Origin of the sequence: Capillimicrobium parvum, assembly GCF_021172045.1 — a bacterium.
Lineage (GTDB): Bacteria > Actinomycetota > Thermoleophilia > Solirubrobacterales > Solirubrobacteraceae > Capillimicrobium > Capillimicrobium parvum.
The window spans coordinates 5559305-5574224 of the sequence record NZ_CP087164.1; the positions used below are offsets into that span (position 1 = coordinate 5559305).

The 14920-nt window shown below is 75.1% G+C and carries 17 protein-coding genes; 8 read left to right on the forward strand and 9 right to left on the reverse strand.

Going from position 1 to position 14920, the window contains the following annotated elements; all coding sequences use genetic code 11:
• Nucleotides 1–26: 26 nt before the first annotated feature.
• Nucleotides 27–1943, reverse strand: a complete 1917-nt coding sequence (locus tag DSM104329_RS26955) for a heavy metal translocating P-type ATPase (protein WP_259312960.1) — start codon at nt 1941–1943, stop codon at nt 27–29.
• A gap of 105 nt (nt 1944–2048) precedes the next feature.
• Between DSM104329_RS26955 and DSM104329_RS26960 the strand changes: the two genes are divergently transcribed.
• Nucleotides 2049–2678: a phosphatase PAP2 family protein gene (locus tag DSM104329_RS26960; RefSeq protein ID WP_259312961.1), complete on the forward strand. Its 630-nt coding sequence runs from the start codon at nt 2049–2051 to the stop codon at nt 2676–2678.
• Here the strand turns inward: DSM104329_RS26960 and DSM104329_RS26965 are convergent.
• Genes DSM104329_RS26965 through DSM104329_RS26975 form a run of 3 tightly spaced genes read right to left on the reverse strand, consistent with a single transcriptional unit; the run spans nt 2623 to nt 7092 of the window.
• On the reverse strand, nt 2623–3765 hold the full coding sequence (locus DSM104329_RS26965) for an NAD(P)/FAD-dependent oxidoreductase (RefSeq protein ID WP_407655953.1): 1143 nt from the start codon (nt 3763–3765) through the stop codon (nt 2623–2625). The two genes, DSM104329_RS26960 and DSM104329_RS26965, sit on opposite strands and share 56 nt — an antisense overlap.
• A gap of 11 nt (nt 3766–3776) precedes the next feature.
• Nucleotides 3777–5351, reverse strand: a complete 1575-nt coding sequence (locus DSM104329_RS26970) for an aldehyde dehydrogenase family protein (RefSeq protein WP_259312963.1) — start codon at nt 5349–5351, stop codon at nt 3777–3779.
• A gap of 37 nt (nt 5352–5388) precedes the next feature.
• Nucleotides 5389–7092 (reverse strand): MFS transporter, encoded by a 1704-nt coding sequence (locus DSM104329_RS26975; protein ID WP_259312964.1) that lies wholly within the window; start codon nt 7090–7092, stop codon nt 5389–5391.
• 52 nt (nt 7093–7144) lie between these two features.
• On the opposite strand from DSM104329_RS26975, the gene DSM104329_RS26980 reads away from it, so the two are divergent.
• The 3 genes from DSM104329_RS26980 to DSM104329_RS26990 all read left to right on the forward strand — a co-directional run bounded on the left by DSM104329_RS26980 (nt 7145) and on the right by DSM104329_RS26990 (nt 8581).
• Nucleotides 7145–7573 carry a MarR family winged helix-turn-helix transcriptional regulator gene (locus DSM104329_RS26980; protein ID WP_259312965.1) on the forward strand — a complete coding sequence of 143 codons (429 nt, stop codon included), beginning with the start codon at nt 7145–7147 and terminating at the stop codon, nt 7571–7573.
• Between the two features lie 97 nt (nt 7574–7670).
• Entirely contained in the window at nt 7671–8147 is a 477-nt protein-coding gene (locus tag DSM104329_RS26985; RefSeq protein WP_259312966.1) for a VOC family protein, read from the forward strand.
• Between the two features lie 62 nt (nt 8148–8209).
• Entirely contained in the window at nt 8210–8581 is a 372-nt protein-coding gene (locus tag DSM104329_RS26990) for a DedA family protein (protein ID WP_259312967.1), read from the forward strand.
• A gap of 4 nt (nt 8582–8585) precedes the next feature.
• On the opposite strand, the gene DSM104329_RS26995 is transcribed toward DSM104329_RS26990, so the two are convergent.
• From DSM104329_RS26995 to DSM104329_RS27015, 5 genes are all read right to left on the reverse strand, one after another.
• Nucleotides 8586–9059, reverse strand: coding sequence for an SRPBCC family protein (locus tag DSM104329_RS26995; RefSeq protein ID WP_259312968.1), 474 nt, complete (start codon nt 9057–9059; stop codon nt 8586–8588).
• 44 nt (nt 9060–9103) lie between these two features.
• Complete coding sequence (locus DSM104329_RS27000) at nt 9104–9313, reverse strand: ferredoxin (protein WP_259312969.1); 210 nt, start codon at nt 9311–9313, stop codon at nt 9104–9106.
• A complete protein-coding gene (locus DSM104329_RS27005; protein ID WP_259312970.1) occupies nt 9310–10506 on the reverse strand; it encodes an NAD(P)/FAD-dependent oxidoreductase in 1197 nt (398 codons plus the stop codon). Before DSM104329_RS27005 ends, DSM104329_RS27000 begins: the two co-directional genes overlap by 4 nt.
• Nucleotides 10507–10630: 124 nt before the next feature.
• Nucleotides 10631–12061, reverse strand: coding sequence for a sensor histidine kinase (locus DSM104329_RS27010; RefSeq protein ID WP_259312971.1), 1431 nt, complete (start codon nt 12059–12061; stop codon nt 10631–10633).
• A complete protein-coding gene (locus DSM104329_RS27015) occupies nt 12054–12749 on the reverse strand; it encodes a response regulator transcription factor (RefSeq protein WP_259312972.1) in 696 nt (231 codons plus the stop codon). The genes DSM104329_RS27010 and DSM104329_RS27015 overlap by 8 nt, the downstream gene beginning before the upstream one ends.
• A 103-nt stretch (nt 12750–12852) precedes the next feature.
• Here DSM104329_RS27015 and DSM104329_RS27020 point away from each other — a divergent pair, with 103 nt between their 5' ends.
• From DSM104329_RS27020 to DSM104329_RS27035, 4 genes are read left to right on the forward strand one after another with little or no spacing between them, the layout of a single operon-like run.
• Nucleotides 12853–13086, forward strand: coding sequence for a hypothetical protein (locus tag DSM104329_RS27020; protein ID WP_259312973.1), 234 nt, complete (start codon nt 12853–12855; stop codon nt 13084–13086).
• Nucleotides 13079–13363: a hypothetical protein gene (locus DSM104329_RS27025; RefSeq protein WP_259312974.1), complete on the forward strand. Its 285-nt coding sequence runs from the start codon at nt 13079–13081 to the stop codon at nt 13361–13363. Before DSM104329_RS27020 ends, DSM104329_RS27025 begins: the two co-directional genes overlap by 8 nt.
• Nucleotides 13360–14331 (forward strand): FAD:protein FMN transferase, encoded by a 972-nt coding sequence (locus DSM104329_RS27030; protein WP_259312975.1) that lies wholly within the window; start codon nt 13360–13362, stop codon nt 14329–14331. Before DSM104329_RS27025 ends, DSM104329_RS27030 begins: the two co-directional genes overlap by 4 nt.
• On the forward strand, nt 14328–14891 hold the full coding sequence (locus DSM104329_RS27035) for a ferric reductase-like transmembrane domain-containing protein (RefSeq protein ID WP_259312976.1): 564 nt from the start codon (nt 14328–14330) through the stop codon (nt 14889–14891). Before DSM104329_RS27030 ends, DSM104329_RS27035 begins: the two co-directional genes overlap by 4 nt.
• The last annotated feature ends 29 nt before the right edge of the window (nt 14892–14920 follow it).

Below are 14920 nucleotides of genomic sequence, written 5' to 3' on the forward strand. Positions count from 1 at the left end.
GGGCCTCCGCTGTCCAGTGCCGGCGCTCAACCTCGCAGCGCGCGCAGCGCGTTGAGGATCACGGCGAGGTCGATGACCTCCTGCAGCAGCGCGCCCGCGACGGGCGGCAGGTAGCCCGCCGCCGCGACGCCCATCGCCACGATGCTGAGCGACATCCCGGCCAGCACGCTCTGGCGCGCGATGGCCAGCGAGCGGCGGCCGGTGTGGATCGCGTCGGCCACCCGGTCGACCCGGTCGACGGTGATGACCGCGTCGGCGGTCTCCGACGAGACCGTCGCCCCGGCGGCGCCCATCGCGATCCCCAGGTCGGCCAGCGCCAGCGCGGGCGCGTCGTTGACGCCGTCGCCCACCATGACGATCGGGGCGAGCGCGGGGTCGTCGCGCAGCCGCCGCACGACCTCGAGCTTGTCCTCGGGCGAGAGGTCGGCGTAGACGCGGTCGACGCCGACCTCGCGGCCGACGCGCTCGGCGACCGAGCGGCGGTCGCCGGAGACCATCGCGACGTGGCGCACGCCCTCGTCGCGGAGGCGCTCGACGATGTGCGCCGCGTCGGGCCGCAGCTCGTCGGCCATCACGATCACGCCGGAGAGCGTCCCGTCGACGCCGACGAGCACGTGAGCCTCGCCGGAGCCGCGGCCGATCGCCAGGGCGCTGCCGCCGACCCGGTCGCGGTCGTAGCCCTCCGCCACCAGGAAGGCGCGGCTGCCGACGGACACCCGGTGGCCGTCGACGACGCCGCTGATGCCCTGTCCGGGCTCCTCCCGCACGTCCTGCGGCGTCGCGAGCCGCAGCCCCGCGTCGCGCGCCGCCCGTGACAGCGCCGCGCCGAGCACGTGCGTCGAGACGCGATCGACCGACGCGGCCAGGCGCAGCAGCTCGCCGCGCCCGCGATCGTCGAGCGGCACGATCTCGCGCACGTCCGGCGTGCCGACCGTCAGGGTGCCGGTCTTGTCGAAGAGCACGGTGCGCGCCTCGCCGAGCGTCTCGATCGCGCTGGCGCCCTTGACGATCACGCCCGCCTTCGCCGCTCGCGAGAGGCCGGACACGAGCGCGATGGGCGCGGCCAGGATCAGGGGGCACGGCGTCGCCACCACCACGACGGCCAGCCCGCGCACCGCGTCGCCGCTCAGCGCCCAGGCGAGGCCGGCGAGGACCAGCGTCACGGGGAGGAACACGCCCGCGTAGCGGTCCGCCATCCGCACGAACGGGGCGCGCTGGCGCTCGGCCTGCTCGACGAGCCGCACGAGCGCCGCGTAGGCGCTGTCGGCGGCCGGGCGGTCGGCGCGGACGTCGAACGGCGCGCCCGCGTTGGCGGTGCCGCTCATGACGGTCATGCCCCGGCGCAGCGTCACCGGGAGCGGCTCACCGGTGAGCGTGCTCGTGTCCACGACCGCCTCGTCGCTCACGACGACCCCGTCGACCGGGATGACCTCGCCCGTGCGCACGAGCGCCACGTCGCCGGGCTGCACCTGCTCGACGGGGACGGCGCGCAGCTCGCCCCCGACGCGCAGCTGGGCCACGCGCGGGGCACGGCTCACGAGGGCCGTCAGCTCCCGCCGCGCGCGGCGATCAGCGGCGGCCTCGAGCGCCGCCCCGCCGGAGAACATCAGGCCGATCACGGCGCCGGCGAGCTCCTCGCCCAGGGCCAGGGCGCCGACCATGGCGACGAGCGCGATGGTGTCGACCCCCAGGCTGTGCTCGACGATCACCGAGCGGCCGACCTCGACCGCCAGCTCGGCGGCAAGCACCGCGACGGCCGCGCGCCAGACCTGGTCCCCCAGGTCGCCGGCACCGGCCAGGTGAAGCAGCCCGCCGATCAGGATCGCCGCCGCCGCGCCCGTGGCCAGGATCCGCGCGCGGTTGTCGACGAGCCAGGCCCACGCGCGCGGGACCCACGGCCGGGCGGCCGCGCCGCTGACGGGCTCCACGGCGGTATCGGTCACCGATGCATCATGGCTTCGAGCACGACCGCGCACATCCGTACAACGGGGCGCGCCGGTCCGGGAGAACCCGAAGGCGCGCCGGAGCCGCGGGTAGCATCCGGCGCCATGGACCCCGCGGACGGCCCGCAGCCGGCGTCGGGCGGCTGGCGGGACGAGCTCAACCGGCTCGACCTCGCCGTCTACGCCGCCGTCGCCGCCACCCCCACGCCCGCGCTGGACCGGGCGATGCGCGGCCTGTCGCGCGCCGCGGACTTCTCGAAGCTCTGGATGGGCACCTCGGTGCTGCTCGCCGCGGCGGGCGGGCCGGCCGGCCGGCGCGCCGCGGTCAACGGCCTCGCGTCCACCGCCGCCACGGCCGCGGTCGTCAACGCGGTGCTCAAGCCGCTGTCCGGCCGCCGGCGCCCGGACCGCGTCATCCACAGCGTCCCGCTCGCACGCCATGTCGACATGCCGGGCTCACGCTCGTTCCCGTCCGGGCACGCGGCGTCCGCCTTCTCCTACGCGACGGGCGTGGCCAGCGCCTCGCCGGCGGCCGGCATCCCGGTGACCGTCGTCGCGGCCCTCGTCGCCTACTCGCGGGTCCACACGGGCGTGCACTACCCGGGCGACGTCATCGCGGGGGCGGTGACCGGCACGGCGCTGGCCCCGCTGGCGATCACCGGCGTCGAGCGCCTGCGGCTCAGACGACGTGGAACTCGGGCCGCAGCTCGCGCCCGGCGAAGCGCTCGGCGCTGAGCGGGGCGACGTCGGCGAACGGCGGGCGCCCGACCACGAGGTCGCGGACGATCTCGCCGACCGCGGGCCCCTGCAGGAAGCCGTGGCCGGAGAAGCCGGTGGCGTACAGGAACCGCGAGACCGAGCGCGCCTCGCCGATGAGCGCGTTGTGATCCGGCGTGACCTCGTAGAGCCCGGCCCAGCCGCCGCGGATTCCCGCGGTGGCGATGCGGGGCGCGCGCCGCTGGGCGACCTCGAGCAGCGGGCCGATCCAGTCGTCGGTCGTCTCCAGCTTGAAGCCGGGCGTCTCCGCCGGGTCCGCCATCCCCATGAGCAGCCCGGGCCCCTCACGGTGGAAGTAGAAGCCGGTGGCGAAGTCGATCGTCATCGGGATCTCGCCGGGCAGCCCGTCCATGGGCTCGGTGAAGAGCACCTGGCGGCGCAGGGGGACGACCGGCAGGTCGACGCCGGCCAGTGCGCCGGAGCTCTGCGACCACGCACCCGCGGCGCACACGACCGTGCCCGTCGCGACCCGGCCGCGCTGCGTGACGACCTCCCGGATCTCGCCGCCGCGCACGACGATCTCGCGCACCTCGCAGCCGACCGCGACGTGCGCGCCGAGCGCCCGCGCCCCCGCCGCGTAGCCCTGCACGACGGCCTCCGGCGTCGCGTGCCCGTCCTGCGGCGAGAACGCCCCGGCGAGCACGTCGCCGACCTCGAGCAGCGGCGACAGGTCGCGCGCCTCGCTCGCCGTCACCAGCCGCGACGGCACCCCGTGCTCGTGCTGCAGCGCGATCGCCGCCTCGAACGCGGCGACCTCCTCCGGCGTCGTCAGCACGAACAGGTAGCCGACCGGCCGGAAGTCGATCTCCCAGCCGGGCCGGCGGCCGAAGTCCCGGAACGCCGCGAGGCTGCGGGCGCCGATCTGCACGTTGAGCGCGTCGGAGAACTGCGCCCGCACGCCACCGGCCGCGCGCGACGTCGACCCGCTCGCCAGCTCGCCGCGCTCGCACAGCACGACTCCCGCGCCGGCCTCCGCGAGGTGGAACGCGATGCTCGTCCCCATCACCCCGCCGCCGACCACCACGACGTCGGCGGCGGCCGGCAGCGCCGCGCGCGTCACAGCCGGAAGTCGAGTTGGGCCTGCACCTGCGCCACGTCCATCTGCGCCTTCTGCAGCCGGCCCGCCGTATCCCAGTTCATCGACTGCCAGCGCGTGAACTGGTCGAGCACCCACACGCCGGACTGGCGCGAGCCGTTGCCCGACTTGCCGTTGCCGCCGAAGGGCAGGTGCGCCTCGGCGCCGGACGTCGAGTTGTTCACGCTGACCATGCCCGCCGTGACCTGCTCGTGGAAGCGGAACGCGGTGCGCGGATCGCTCGTGTAGATCGCGCTCGACAGGCCGTAGCCGTGGTCGTTGGCGAGCGCCATGGCCTCGTCCCACCCCGCGAACCGCGCGACCCCGACGAGCGGCCCGAACGTCTCCGTGCGCGCGAGGTCGTCGTCCGCGCGCACCCCGCTGACGATCGTCGGGTGGCAGAACAGCCCCCGCCCGGGATCGCCGACGAAGCCCTCGCGCGGCGCCGCCGCGGTGATGCGGCCCGTGGCGGTCGAGCCGTGCAGCTCGTGGTGATCGCGGATGAGCCCGAGCCAGTCCTGCTCGAAGCGCGAGAGGAAGCGCTCGTCGATCATCGGGCCGTAGAGCACGTCGCGGGTCGGGTCGCCGATGGCCGCCTCGCTCACCGCGCGCGCGAACCGGGCGAGGAACTCGTCGTGGACCGCCTCGTGGACGATCGCGGTGCCGAGCGACGTGCACCGCTGGCCGGCCGTGCCGAACCCGCTGAAGAGCGCGCCCTCGACCGCGAGGTCGAGGTCGGCGTCCGGCATGACGACGAGCGGGTTCTTGCCGCCCAGCTCGAGGCAGGGCGACTGCAGGTGCCGGCCGCAGAGCTCCCCGATCCGGCGCCCCACGTCCGTCGAGCCGGTGAAGCCGACCTTCTGGACGAGGCCCGCCTCGAGCGCCTGCTCGAGGCCGGCGAACGTCGCGGCGCCGTCGGCGAGGACGAGGTGCAGCGCGTCGGCCGGCACCCCGGCGCGCCAGAGGATCTCGGCGAACGCGCGCGCGCAGGCGGGGCTGTAGTCGGCGGGCTTCCAGACGACCGCGTTGCCGCACAGCAGCGCGGGCACGAGGTACCACGACGGCACGGCGACGGGGAAGTTGCCGGCCGTCACGATGACCGCGGTGCCGACCGGGCGCCGGAAGGTGAACAGATGCTTGTCGGGCATCTCCGAGGGCACGGTCATGCCGTACAGCCGCCGCCCCTCGCCGAGGAAGAGCTCGCAGGTGTCGATGGCCTCCTGCACCTCGCCGAGCGCCTCGCCCGCCGGCTTGCCGATCTCGCGCGTGACCAGGCGCGCGAGCGCCTCCTTGTTGCGGCGCAGCAGCTCGGCCGCGTTCGCGAGCACCTGGCCGCGCACCGGCGCGGGGACGGCCGCCCATGCCGGCTGGCCGTCGCCGGCCGCACGGCAGGCGGCGAGGACCGTGGAGGCATCGCCGAAGCGGACCTCGGCGACGACGTCGTCGAGGTCGGCCGGGTTCGTCGAGCGCGCCGGCGTGCCGCCCGGGGCGGGCCGCCCGGCGATCACCGACCCGACCGCCTCCAGCGCGTCGGTCCAGCCGAGGGTGGTGGTCATCGCTGTGCTCCTCCAGGTCGAACGCCGCGACCTCAGGCTAGATGACGGTCGCCGCTCCGGGAGCGCGGGCGGGCTCCTCCTCGGCGACCGCGGGCTCGCCCCGCATGAGCGAGGCCGCGGCGGCGACGAGGCAGGCGACGATCGCGAAGAGGAACGCGGCACGCAGGCCATCCTGGAACGGCCCCGAGATCAGCTGCGGGAAGAAGGAGTGGCCGGTCAGGGCGGCCTGGTCGTGGGCCGGGATCCCCGCGAGCACGTCCGAGCCCACCAGGTGCTGAATCGGGTTGTAGCCGAGGAAGGCGGCGAACAGGATCGAGACCGGCGGCAGCGTCGCGGCGTGATGGGCGGCCGCCGCCGGGACGCCGTGGGCCTCGAGGCCGGCGCTCATCGTCGCGGGCAGGGTCGCGGCGAGGCCGAGGATGAGCAGGGTGAAGAAGATCCCGATCGACAGCACCTGCGCGGAGTTCTGGAACGTCTGGTTCATCGCTCCTCCGGCGCCGCGTTCGCCGCTCGGCAGGCTGTTCATCACGGCCGCGCGGTTCGGCGAGACGAACAGCCCCATCGACGCGCCGATGAGGAAGATGACCAGGCCGAACACCGGATAGGCGAAGTCGATGGGCACGAGCATCAGCAGGCCGAAGCCGCAGGCGCTGAGGACGAGGCCCGCGGTGGCGAACGGCCGGGCCCCGAAGCGGTCGGAGAGATGCCCGGATATGGGGCCGACGAGGAGCAGCCCGAAGCTGAGGGGCAGCATGTAGATGCCCGCCCACAGCGGCGTCTCGCTGAAGCTGTAGCCGTGCTGCGGCAGCCAGATGCCCTGCAGCCAGATGATCAGCATGAACATCAGGCCGCCGCGGGCGATGGCCGACAGGAACGTCGCCAGCGTGCCGAACGTGAACGCGCGGATGCGAAACAGCGGCAGCCGGAACATCGGCTCGGCGACCCGACGCTCCACGACGTAGAACGCGATCAGGCTGACCGCGGCGCCGCAGAGCAGCGCGATGACGCGAGGACTCTCCCAGCCGACCGAGTGCCCGCCGTAGGGGCGGATGCCGTACGTGACGGCGACCATCACCAGGATGAGGCCGAGCGCGAACGTCACGTTGCCCGCCCAGTCGATCCGCGCCGGCCGCGGCGTGCTCAGCTCCCGCAGGGCGAGGTAGGCCCACACGGTGCCGAAGATGCCGATCGGCACGGTGACGAGGAACACGAGCCGCCAGTTGATCGGCGCGAGGATGCCGCCGAGGACGAGGCCGATGAACATGCCGCTGACCGCGACGATGTTGCCGATGCCGAGCGCCATGCCGCGCTGGCGCGCCGGGAACGCGTCGGCGATGATCGCGGCGGAGTTCGCGAGCAGGCACGCTCCGCCGATGCCCTGCACGATGCGCCACGCGATGAGGTAGACCGCGCCCGCGGGGCCCGTCAGCCAGTCGACCGCCAGCATGAGCGAGGCGACGGTGAAGATGACGAAGCCGATGTTGAAGATGCGCACCCGGCCGACCATGTCCCCGAGCCGTCCGAGGCTCACCACGAGGACGCTCGTGGCGACCAGGTAGCCCAGGATCATCCACAGCAGGTACGTCGAGTTCCCCGCGTCGAGCGGGTCGAGCTCGATGCCCCGGAAGATGTCCGGCATCGCGATGATCGTGATCGACCCGTCGAGCGTGGCCAGCAGGACGGCGAGCGTCGCGGTCATCAGCGCGACCCACTTGTAGCGCTCGGGGGCCGGCGTCCGCATCGTCGCAACGATACACAGGCTGCCTGCGCATCTGCGGACTACACTCCGCGGCATGCCGACCCGCGAGCCGGCGGCCGCCGAGCTGGCCCACGACCTCCGCGAGACGCTCGGGCGCCTCGTGCGCCGCATGCGGGCGGAGCCGGGCCCACCCGTGTCGCGGCTCACCGTCCTGGGCCGGCTGGACCGCGAGGGCCCGGCCAGCATCAGCGACCTCGCCGCGGCCGAGCGGATGCGCCAGCAGTCCATGGCGCAGACCGTCCGCGACCTCGAGGCCGACGGGCTCGTGTCCCGCCGGCCGGACCCCGACGACCGGCGGCGCGCGTTCGTCGAGCTGACGGCCGGGGGCGGCGATCTGCTGCGCGCCACGCGCGCACAGCGCGAGAGCTGGCTGACCGCGGCGCTCGAGCGCGAGCTGGACGCCGGCGAACGGGCGCTGCTCGTGGATGCGATCGCCCTGCTGGGTCGCCTCGCCGACAGCTGACGGCCCAGGGCCGATGAGTTCCACGCCCGGGGCCGGTCTTCATCTCCACCACACCGACCCGCGGCCGCGCCCGGCCGCACCGTGAAGGAGGACGACCATGCCGGAGATCACGCCCTGCCTGTGGTTCGACGACCAGGCCGAGCAGGCCGCCGAGTTCTACCTCTCCGTGTTCCCGAACTCGCGGATCGTCGAGACCGCCCACTACACCGACGCCAATCCGGGCCAGGCCGGCCGCGTCATGATCGTCGCGTTCGAGCTCGACGGCCGGCGCTTCGTGGGCCTCAACGGCGGCCCGCAGTTCCAGTTCGACGAGGCGATCTCCTTCCAGATCGACTGCGAGACCCAGGACGACGTCGACCACTACTGGAGCCGGCTGACCGAGGGCGGCGAGGAGGGCCCGTGCGGCTGGCTGAAGGACCGCTTCGGCGTGTCGTGGCAGGTCGTGCCGAGGCGTCTGCTCGACCTGCTGCGCGAGAGCGACGCCGAGACCGCGGCGCGGGTCACGACGTGCCTGTACGCCATGAAGAAGATCGACATCGCGGCGATCGAGCAGGCGGCCACGGTGCCGGCATAGAGCGATCGACCAGTGGGTCTTCCGGGAACGTCGTGCTGGGGGCCCACTAACCTGGCGCGTCCGTGATCGCCGGCCTCGACGACATCGCCCACGACACGCTGGTGGGCGCCGGCTACGCCGGGCTCGTCGCGATCATGATCGTCGAGAACCTGTTCCCGCCGATCCCGTCCGAGATCGTGCTGCCGCTCGCCGGCTACGAGGTCTCGCGCGGGGAGCTGTCCTACGTCGCCACCGTGGCGGCGGCGACGCTCGGGTCTGTGGTCTGGAACGCCGTGCTCATCGGCGCGGGCTGGGCGCTCGGCGACAACTGGGACGCGATCTCCGGCTGGGTCGGAGGCGCGTCGAAGGTCGTCCTGGTCGCCGCCGTCGCGGGCATCGCCGGGCTGTTCCTCGCCCGGCGCGTTCGCCGCGGGCGCCGGTCCGCGTCGCCCTGACCCGTCAGAGCGCCGGCCTCATCAGGCGTTCGACCGCGTCCCGCCGGTAGCTGAAGATGCGGTCGAGGTCCCGGCGGACGAGCACCAGCCGGGCCAGCTCGCCGAGCGGTCCGAGCGGCAGGGCGTAGTGCACGACGTCGCGCACGCGGGTCCCGCGCCCCACCGCCTCGAACTCGTGGCGATGGTGCCACAGCCGGTACGGGCCGCGCAGCTGGCGGTCGACGAACGCCCGGCCCTCGTCCCATTCCTCGATCCGCGTCAGCCAGCGCAGCGGCAGCCCGTGCAGCCGCAGCCGGTACTCGATCAGCGCGCCCGGCGCCATCCGCACCGGCTCCCGGGTCAGCACCTGGAACCGCACCCACGGCGGCGTGATGCGCTCGAGGTTGTGCGCTCGGGCGAAGAACGCGAAGACCTCCGGCAGCGGCCGCTCGACGATCGCCTCCTGCTCGAGCCGATGGACGCGCATACGCCGGGCCATGGGCCACAGGCTAGGAACGCCCGCGACCGCCGCCGCGACCGTTCTCAGCCGGGGTAGACCTCCTCTCCGTTCGCGTCGTCGGTGACGATGATCGCGCCGGCCGGGCACGCCCGGGCGGCCGCGAGGACCTGCTCGTCCGAGCCGCGGCCGATCACGACCGCGATGTCGTCGACGGCGAACACGTCAGGGGCGATCAGCGCGCAGTCGCCGTGGGCGGCGCAGGCCAGTTCGTCGATGTGGGGGGTCAGGGTCATGCTGCGGTCCTCTCGTCGTGATGGGCCTCGAGCCGGCGGCGCAGCGCCGGGAGGGCGTGAGGACGCCCGACCAGGAGCGCGGCGACCGGCCGGCCCGAGGCGGTGAACGTGGCGGTGAAGTCGCGGGCGCCGGGATCGCCGTCGATCTCGATCCCGTCGGCGCCGTGCGCGTGCCCGACGTACTGGATGCGCACGCCGTGCTGGTCGCTCCAGAAGCTCGGAGCCGGCGACGCGGCGACGGGCAGGCCGAGCATCGCGCGGGCCGCCGCGGCGCCCTGCCGGGCCGCCGCCTCCCAGTGCTCGGTGCGCAGGTGGACGCCGAGGCGCGCGTCGAAGGGACGGCTGGCGTCGCCGGCGGCGAACACGCCGGGCGCGACGGTGCGGCCCGCGCCGTCGACGAGGACGCCGGCGGGATCGAGGCCGCTGCCCGCCAGCCAGCCGGTGGCGGGCTGTGTCCCGATCCCGACGACCACCGCGTCGCAGTCGATGCGGCGTCCGTCCTCGAGCTCGATCGCCTCGACGCCGCGGCCGCCGTGCAGCCGCGCGATGCGCGCCGAGAGCAGCACCTCGACGCCCTCCTCGCGGTGCAGCCGCGCGAACCACCCGCCCAGCTCCTCGCCGAGGATCGCCGCCAGCGGCGCGGCGGCCGCCTCCACGATGGTCACGCGGGCGCCGGCGCGCGTCGCGCCGGCGGCGACCTCCTGGCCGATGAACCCCGCGCCGACGACCGCCAGGCGGCGGCCCGCGGCGATCGCCTCGCGTAGACCTTGCGCGTCGGCGAGCGTGCGCAGCTCGTGGACGTTGTCGCGGCCGGCCACACCGGGCAGGCGCCGCGGCTCACTGCCCGTGGCGATCAGCAGCCGGTCGTAGCGCAGGACGGCGCCGCCGTCGAGCGCGAGGCGCCGGGCGTGGGCGTCGAGCCTCGCGGCGCGCTCGCCGAGGAGGAGGTCGACCTCCTGCTCGCGGTACCAGTCGTCGGGCCGGTAGCGCAGCTCGTCCGGCCCGAGCTCGCCGGCGAGGAACTCCTTCGACAGCGGCGGGCGGTCGTACGGAGCGTGCTGCTCGCCGCAGACGACGCGGATGGGCCCGTCGTGGCCCGCCCGCCGCAGCGTCTCGCAGGCGCGCTGGGCGGCGAGGCCGCCGCCCGCGACGACGATGCCGTCCGTCGAGCCGGTGGTGGTGCGCGAGGTCATGCGACCAGCATGCGCGGCCGCGGTGAGACGGCCGTAAGCGGCCGGTCAGAGAGCTCTTACCCGGACCCGCCCGGAAGCGGCCGGTCAGAGAGCGCTTACCCGGACCCGCCCGGTCAGAGAGCGCTTACCCGGACCCGCCCGGAGGCTGGTAGCCCGGCAGCACCACCGTGAACGTCGTCCCGCCCCCCGGCGGCGACTCCGCGCGGATGCTGCCGCCGTGGGCCTCGACGATCGCGCGGGCGATCGCCAGGCCCAGCCCGCTGCCGCCGCTGTCGCGGGCGCGGCCCTCGTCGACGCGGTAGAAGCGCTCGAAGACGCGCTCGAGATGCTCTGCTGGGATCCCGGGACCGGTGTCGGCCACCGCGATCTGCAGCCGCCCGCCGGCCGCGCGGGCCTGCACGCTGACGGCATCGTCCGGGGTCGTGTGGGCGACCGCGTTGCGCACGAGGTTGCGCAGCACCTGGGTGAGCCGGTCGGGGTCGGCGACCAGGATGCCGCCGACCGGCTCGACGCCGAACCGCCGCTCGCCGAACAGCGGCAGGTCGCGGCGCAGGTCCTCGAAGAAGTCCTGGAGATCGATCGGCCGCGGCTCGACCAGCCGGCCCGCCTCGGCCCCGGCCAGCGTGAGCATGTCGGACACGAGCCGGTCCATCTCGTCGAGCCGACCCAGGAGCGTCGCCGTCGCCTCGTGGCGCTGCGCGCCGCCGGACTCGCGGTCGAGCAGCTCGACCTGGGCGCGCAGCACCGCCAGCGGCGTGCGCAGCTCGTGGGAGGCGTCGGACACGAAGTCGCGCTGGCGGGCGAAGGCGCGCTCCAGACGGTCGAGCATGCGGTCGAACGCGCTGGCCAGCACGCCGACCTCGCCGCCCGCCGACGCCTCGCCGGTCCGCTTGGAGAGGTCGCCCGCGTCGACGTCGGCGGCGACGCGCGCCATGCGCCGCAGGGGGCGGGCGATGACGGTGGCGATCCCGATCCCGGCGAGCACGGCGAGCACCAGCGCGAGCGTCCCGACGAGCGCGAACGTGCGCAGGAAGCTGTCCTGCGCCTCGTCGACGGTGCTGAGCGGGTCCGCGATGCGCAGCGTCCCGACCCGCCGGCCGTCCTGCTCGATCGCGCGGGTGAGCACGCGCATCCGGCCCGCCTCCTCCACCTGCTCGGTCGACAGCCCCTCCGGCGCACCGAGCAGGCCGTCCTCCTCGGTGTCGTGGCCCGCCTCCCGCTGGGTCTCCTGCTCGAGGATCCGCGGATCGTTCGTCACCGACCGGCCGCCGGCGGCGTCGACGACGAACACGCGCGACGCCGGGTGGTAGCGCTGGGCGGCGATGAAGCGCCGGCCGAGCCGCTGGACGTCGGCGGGCGTGTCGAGCGGCGCGCCCCGGCGCAGCTGGTCCCACTCGCTCACCTGGGTGCGCAGGTCGCGGTCGATGCCGTCCTGCAGCCGCGCGCCCGTGCCCCTGTACACGGCGAGGAAGCTCAGCCCGAGCGCGAGCGCGGTGATCACGGCGATGGCGAGCGCGAGCTGCGCGCGCAGGCCCGAGGGCAGGACCCTACGCACGGGGCACGCGCAGCCGGTAGCCGACGTTGCGCACGGTCTCGATCGGCCCGCCGCCGTCGCCCTCGCCTTCGCCTTCGCCTTCGCCGAGCTTGCGGCGCAGGTAGCCGATGTAGACCTCGAGCACCTTCGTGCCAGGGTCGAAGTCGAAGCCCCAGACAGCGTTGAGGATCTGCTCGCGCGAGAGCACCTGGTCGGGGTGCCTGGCGAGGTAGGCCAGCAGCTCGAACTCCCGCGCGGTGAGGCGGACCTCGTGGCCGTCGCGCTCGACCCGGCGCGTGCGCAGGTCCAGCCGGACGTCGCCGACCTCGAGCACCGACGCCTCGCGCTGGCCGGGCGCGCGCAGGTGGGCGCGCACGCGGGCGAGCAGCTCCTCGAACGAGAACGGCTTCGTCACGTAGTCGTTGGCGCCGCGGTCCAGCCCCTCGACCTTCTGCTCGATCGCCCCGCGCGCCGTGAGCACGATGACCGGGAGCTCCGGCTTGCGCGCGCGGATCGCGTCGAGCACGTCCAGGCCGCTCCTGCCGGGCAGCATCACGTCGAGCAGCACGAGCGCGTAGTCGCCGGTGAGCGCCTCGATCTCGGCGCCCGGGCCGTCGTGGGCGAGCGTCACCGCGTAGCCCTCGGCCAGCAGGGCCTGCTCGATGAAGCCGGCGAGCGTGCGCTCGTCCTCGACGACCAGGATCCGCATGGCGAGGCCCATGCTAAGCGGCGATCCGGTCCCTGCCCGGAAGGTAAGAGGCTTCTGACCTGGGGCTTACGGCGGTCTTGCCGCGCGAACGCACGATGGCGCCATGACCGCCATGACCGACAAGAAGCGCATCCGCGTCGCTGCGGGCGTCACGGCGATGTTCCTCGCCTCCATCTCGGCGGCGGGGCTCGCCACGCACGCCTCGTCCGTCGGGCCGGCGACGCCGCCGACCGCGGCGGTCGCCGTCCCGGCCGCCCCCGCAACCGACCTGTCGCACCCGGCGCAGCCGTCCGCGGCATGGGGCGACGACGCGCACGGAGAGCCCGAGCATGACTGACCCCGATCGCCCCCGGCTCACCCCTGACCGCCCGCCGCCGGCGCCGCGCGGCGCCCGGCCCTCGCTGCGGCGCACGATCGCCCGCGTGGCCGGCGCCTCGGTCACCGCCGTCGCTCTCGTGTGGTCGGGACTGACCATGAACGCGCTCGCCACCCGCCACGCGGCGACGGCGCCGCCCGCACCGTCCCCGACGGCGGCGACCACCACCACGACATCGGGCAAGCACAGCAGCCAGGCGGCGGCCGCCCTGGCACCCGTCACCACGAAGACCTCATGAGCCCGCCCATCACCACACCCGAGCACGACCACCGCTTCGACCTCTTCGGCACGCAGGTGCGCCTGCTCGTCGCCGGCCCGTCCCCGCTGGACGCCCAGGTCGCGGCGGCGCGCGTGCAGGCCCGCCTGCAGCGGCTGCATCGTCTGCTGACGCGCTTCGATCCAGCCAGCGAGCTGTCCCGGCTGAACGCCGCGGCCGGCATCGAGGCCGAGGTCTCCGAGACCCTGCTCGGCGCCGTGCAGGACGCGCTCGAGGCGGCCCGCCGCAGCCGCGGGCTCGTCGACCCGACGGTCGTCGATCTCCTCGAGCGCGCCGGCTATGGCGCATCGCGCGCCGGCGTCGCCCCCGCCCCGCTGGCGGAGGCGCTCGCCGCCGCGCCGGCGCGGCGCACCGCCCTGGCGCGGCCCGGCGCCGCATGGCGGCGCATCGCCGTCGATCCGGCCGCGCGCCGCGTGCGCCTGCCCGCGGGCGTGCGGCTCGACCTGGGCGGGACGGCGAAGGGCCGTGCGGTCGACGTCGCGGCGGCGATGCTGGCAACGCAGCCGAGCTTCGCCGTCGACGCCGGGGGCGACCTGCGTCTCGGCGGCCGCGATGCGCAGGCGCGCACCGTCGAGATCGCCCACCCGCTGCACGACGGCGTCGCCCACCGCTTCGAGCTGGCCGCCGGCGCTGTCGCGACGAGCGGCCTGCGCACGCGGATCTGGCGCACGCCCGGCGGCTTCGCCCACCACCTCATCGACCCCGGCCGCGGCCGCCCGGCCTGGACGGGCGTCATCCAGGCGACGGCGCTGGCGCCGACCGCGCTCGAGGCCGAGACGCTCGCCAAGACGGCGCTGCTGCGCGGGCCGGCCGCCGGCCGGTCGCTGCTGGCCGCCCGGGGCGGCGCGCTCGTGCTCGACGACGGCAGCGTGCTGCTCGCCGGCCCGCTCGGCGAGCCGGCCCCGCGCGCCGAGGAGCGGGCGGCATGACCGGCGACCCCCTCCAGCAGGTCTTCTGGCTGGCCAGCCGCTCGACCGGCATCGTCGCGATCGTCCTGCTCGGCGTCTCCGTCGCCCTCGGCCTCGCGATGTCCGGTCGGCTCGGGCGGCGACCCGGCCTGCCCGCGAAGCTCAAGCGCTTCCACGAGGCCTCGACGCTCGTCACGCTCGCCCTCATCGCCGCCCACGGCGGCCTGCTGCTCGGCGACGGCTTCCTGCGGCCCGGCCTCGAGGGCGTGCTGCTGCCGTTCCAGATGGGCTACCGCCCGATGTGGACCGGGCTGGGCATCGTCGGCGGCTGGCTGGCGACGATCCTCGGCCTGAGCTTCTACGTGCGGCGCTGGATCGGCACGAAGACCTGGCGCTGGCTGCACCGGTGGACGCTCGCCGTCTACGTGCTGGCTCTCGTCCACGTCGTGGGCGCCGGGACCGACGGGCGATCGGGCTGGATGCTCGCGCTGCTCGGCGCGCTCACCGCCCCGATCGTGTTCGCGTTCACGTACCGGATGCTGCCCCGCCCGGCGCCGCGGCGACTGCCCGCCCGCGCCTGAGCGGCCGACCTGCCGGGCGGCGGGCCCAC

What these genes read in the sequence shown, in the direction of transcription:
- DSM104329_RS26980 (WP_259312965.1), top strand. Translation starts at nt 7,145, where the DNA reads ATGCCGACCCGCGAGCCGGCGGCCGCCGAGCTGGCCCACGACCTCCGC.
- DSM104329_RS27030 (WP_259312975.1), top strand. Translation starts at nt 13,360, where the DNA reads ATGAGCCCGCCCATCACCACACCCGAGCACGACCACCGCTTCGACCTC.
- DSM104329_RS27035 (WP_259312976.1), top strand. Translation starts at nt 14,328, where the DNA reads ATGACCGGCGACCCCCTCCAGCAGGTCTTCTGGCTGGCCAGCCGCTCG.
- DSM104329_RS27025 (WP_259312974.1), top strand. Translation starts at nt 13,079, where the DNA reads ATGACTGACCCCGATCGCCCCCGGCTCACCCCTGACCGCCCGCCGCCG.
- DSM104329_RS26975 (WP_259312964.1), bottom strand. Translation starts at nt 7,092, where the DNA reads ATGCGGACGCCGGCCCCCGAGCGCTACAAGTGGGTCGCGCTGATGACC.
- DSM104329_RS26985 (WP_259312966.1), top strand. Translation starts at nt 7,671, where the DNA reads ATGCCGGAGATCACGCCCTGCCTGTGGTTCGACGACCAGGCCGAGCAG.
- DSM104329_RS26995 (WP_259312968.1), bottom strand. Translation starts at nt 9,059, where the DNA reads ATGGCCCGGCGTATGCGCGTCCATCGGCTCGAGCAGGAGGCGATCGTC.
- DSM104329_RS27005 (WP_259312970.1), bottom strand. Translation starts at nt 10,506, where the DNA reads ATGACCTCGCGCACCACCACCGGCTCGACGGACGGCATCGTCGTCGCG.
- DSM104329_RS27000 (WP_259312969.1), bottom strand. Translation starts at nt 9,313, where the DNA reads ATGACCCTGACCCCCCACATCGACGAACTGGCCTGCGCCGCCCACGGC.
- DSM104329_RS27020 (WP_259312973.1), top strand. Translation starts at nt 12,853, where the DNA reads ATGACCGCCATGACCGACAAGAAGCGCATCCGCGTCGCTGCGGGCGTC.
- DSM104329_RS26970 (WP_259312963.1), bottom strand. Translation starts at nt 5,351, where the DNA reads ATGACCACCACCCTCGGCTGGACCGACGCGCTGGAGGCGGTCGGGTCG.
- DSM104329_RS26960 (WP_259312961.1), top strand. Translation starts at nt 2,049, where the DNA reads ATGGACCCCGCGGACGGCCCGCAGCCGGCGTCGGGCGGCTGGCGGGAC.
- DSM104329_RS27015 (WP_259312972.1), bottom strand. Translation starts at nt 12,749, where the DNA reads ATGCGGATCCTGGTCGTCGAGGACGAGCGCACGCTCGCCGGCTTCATC.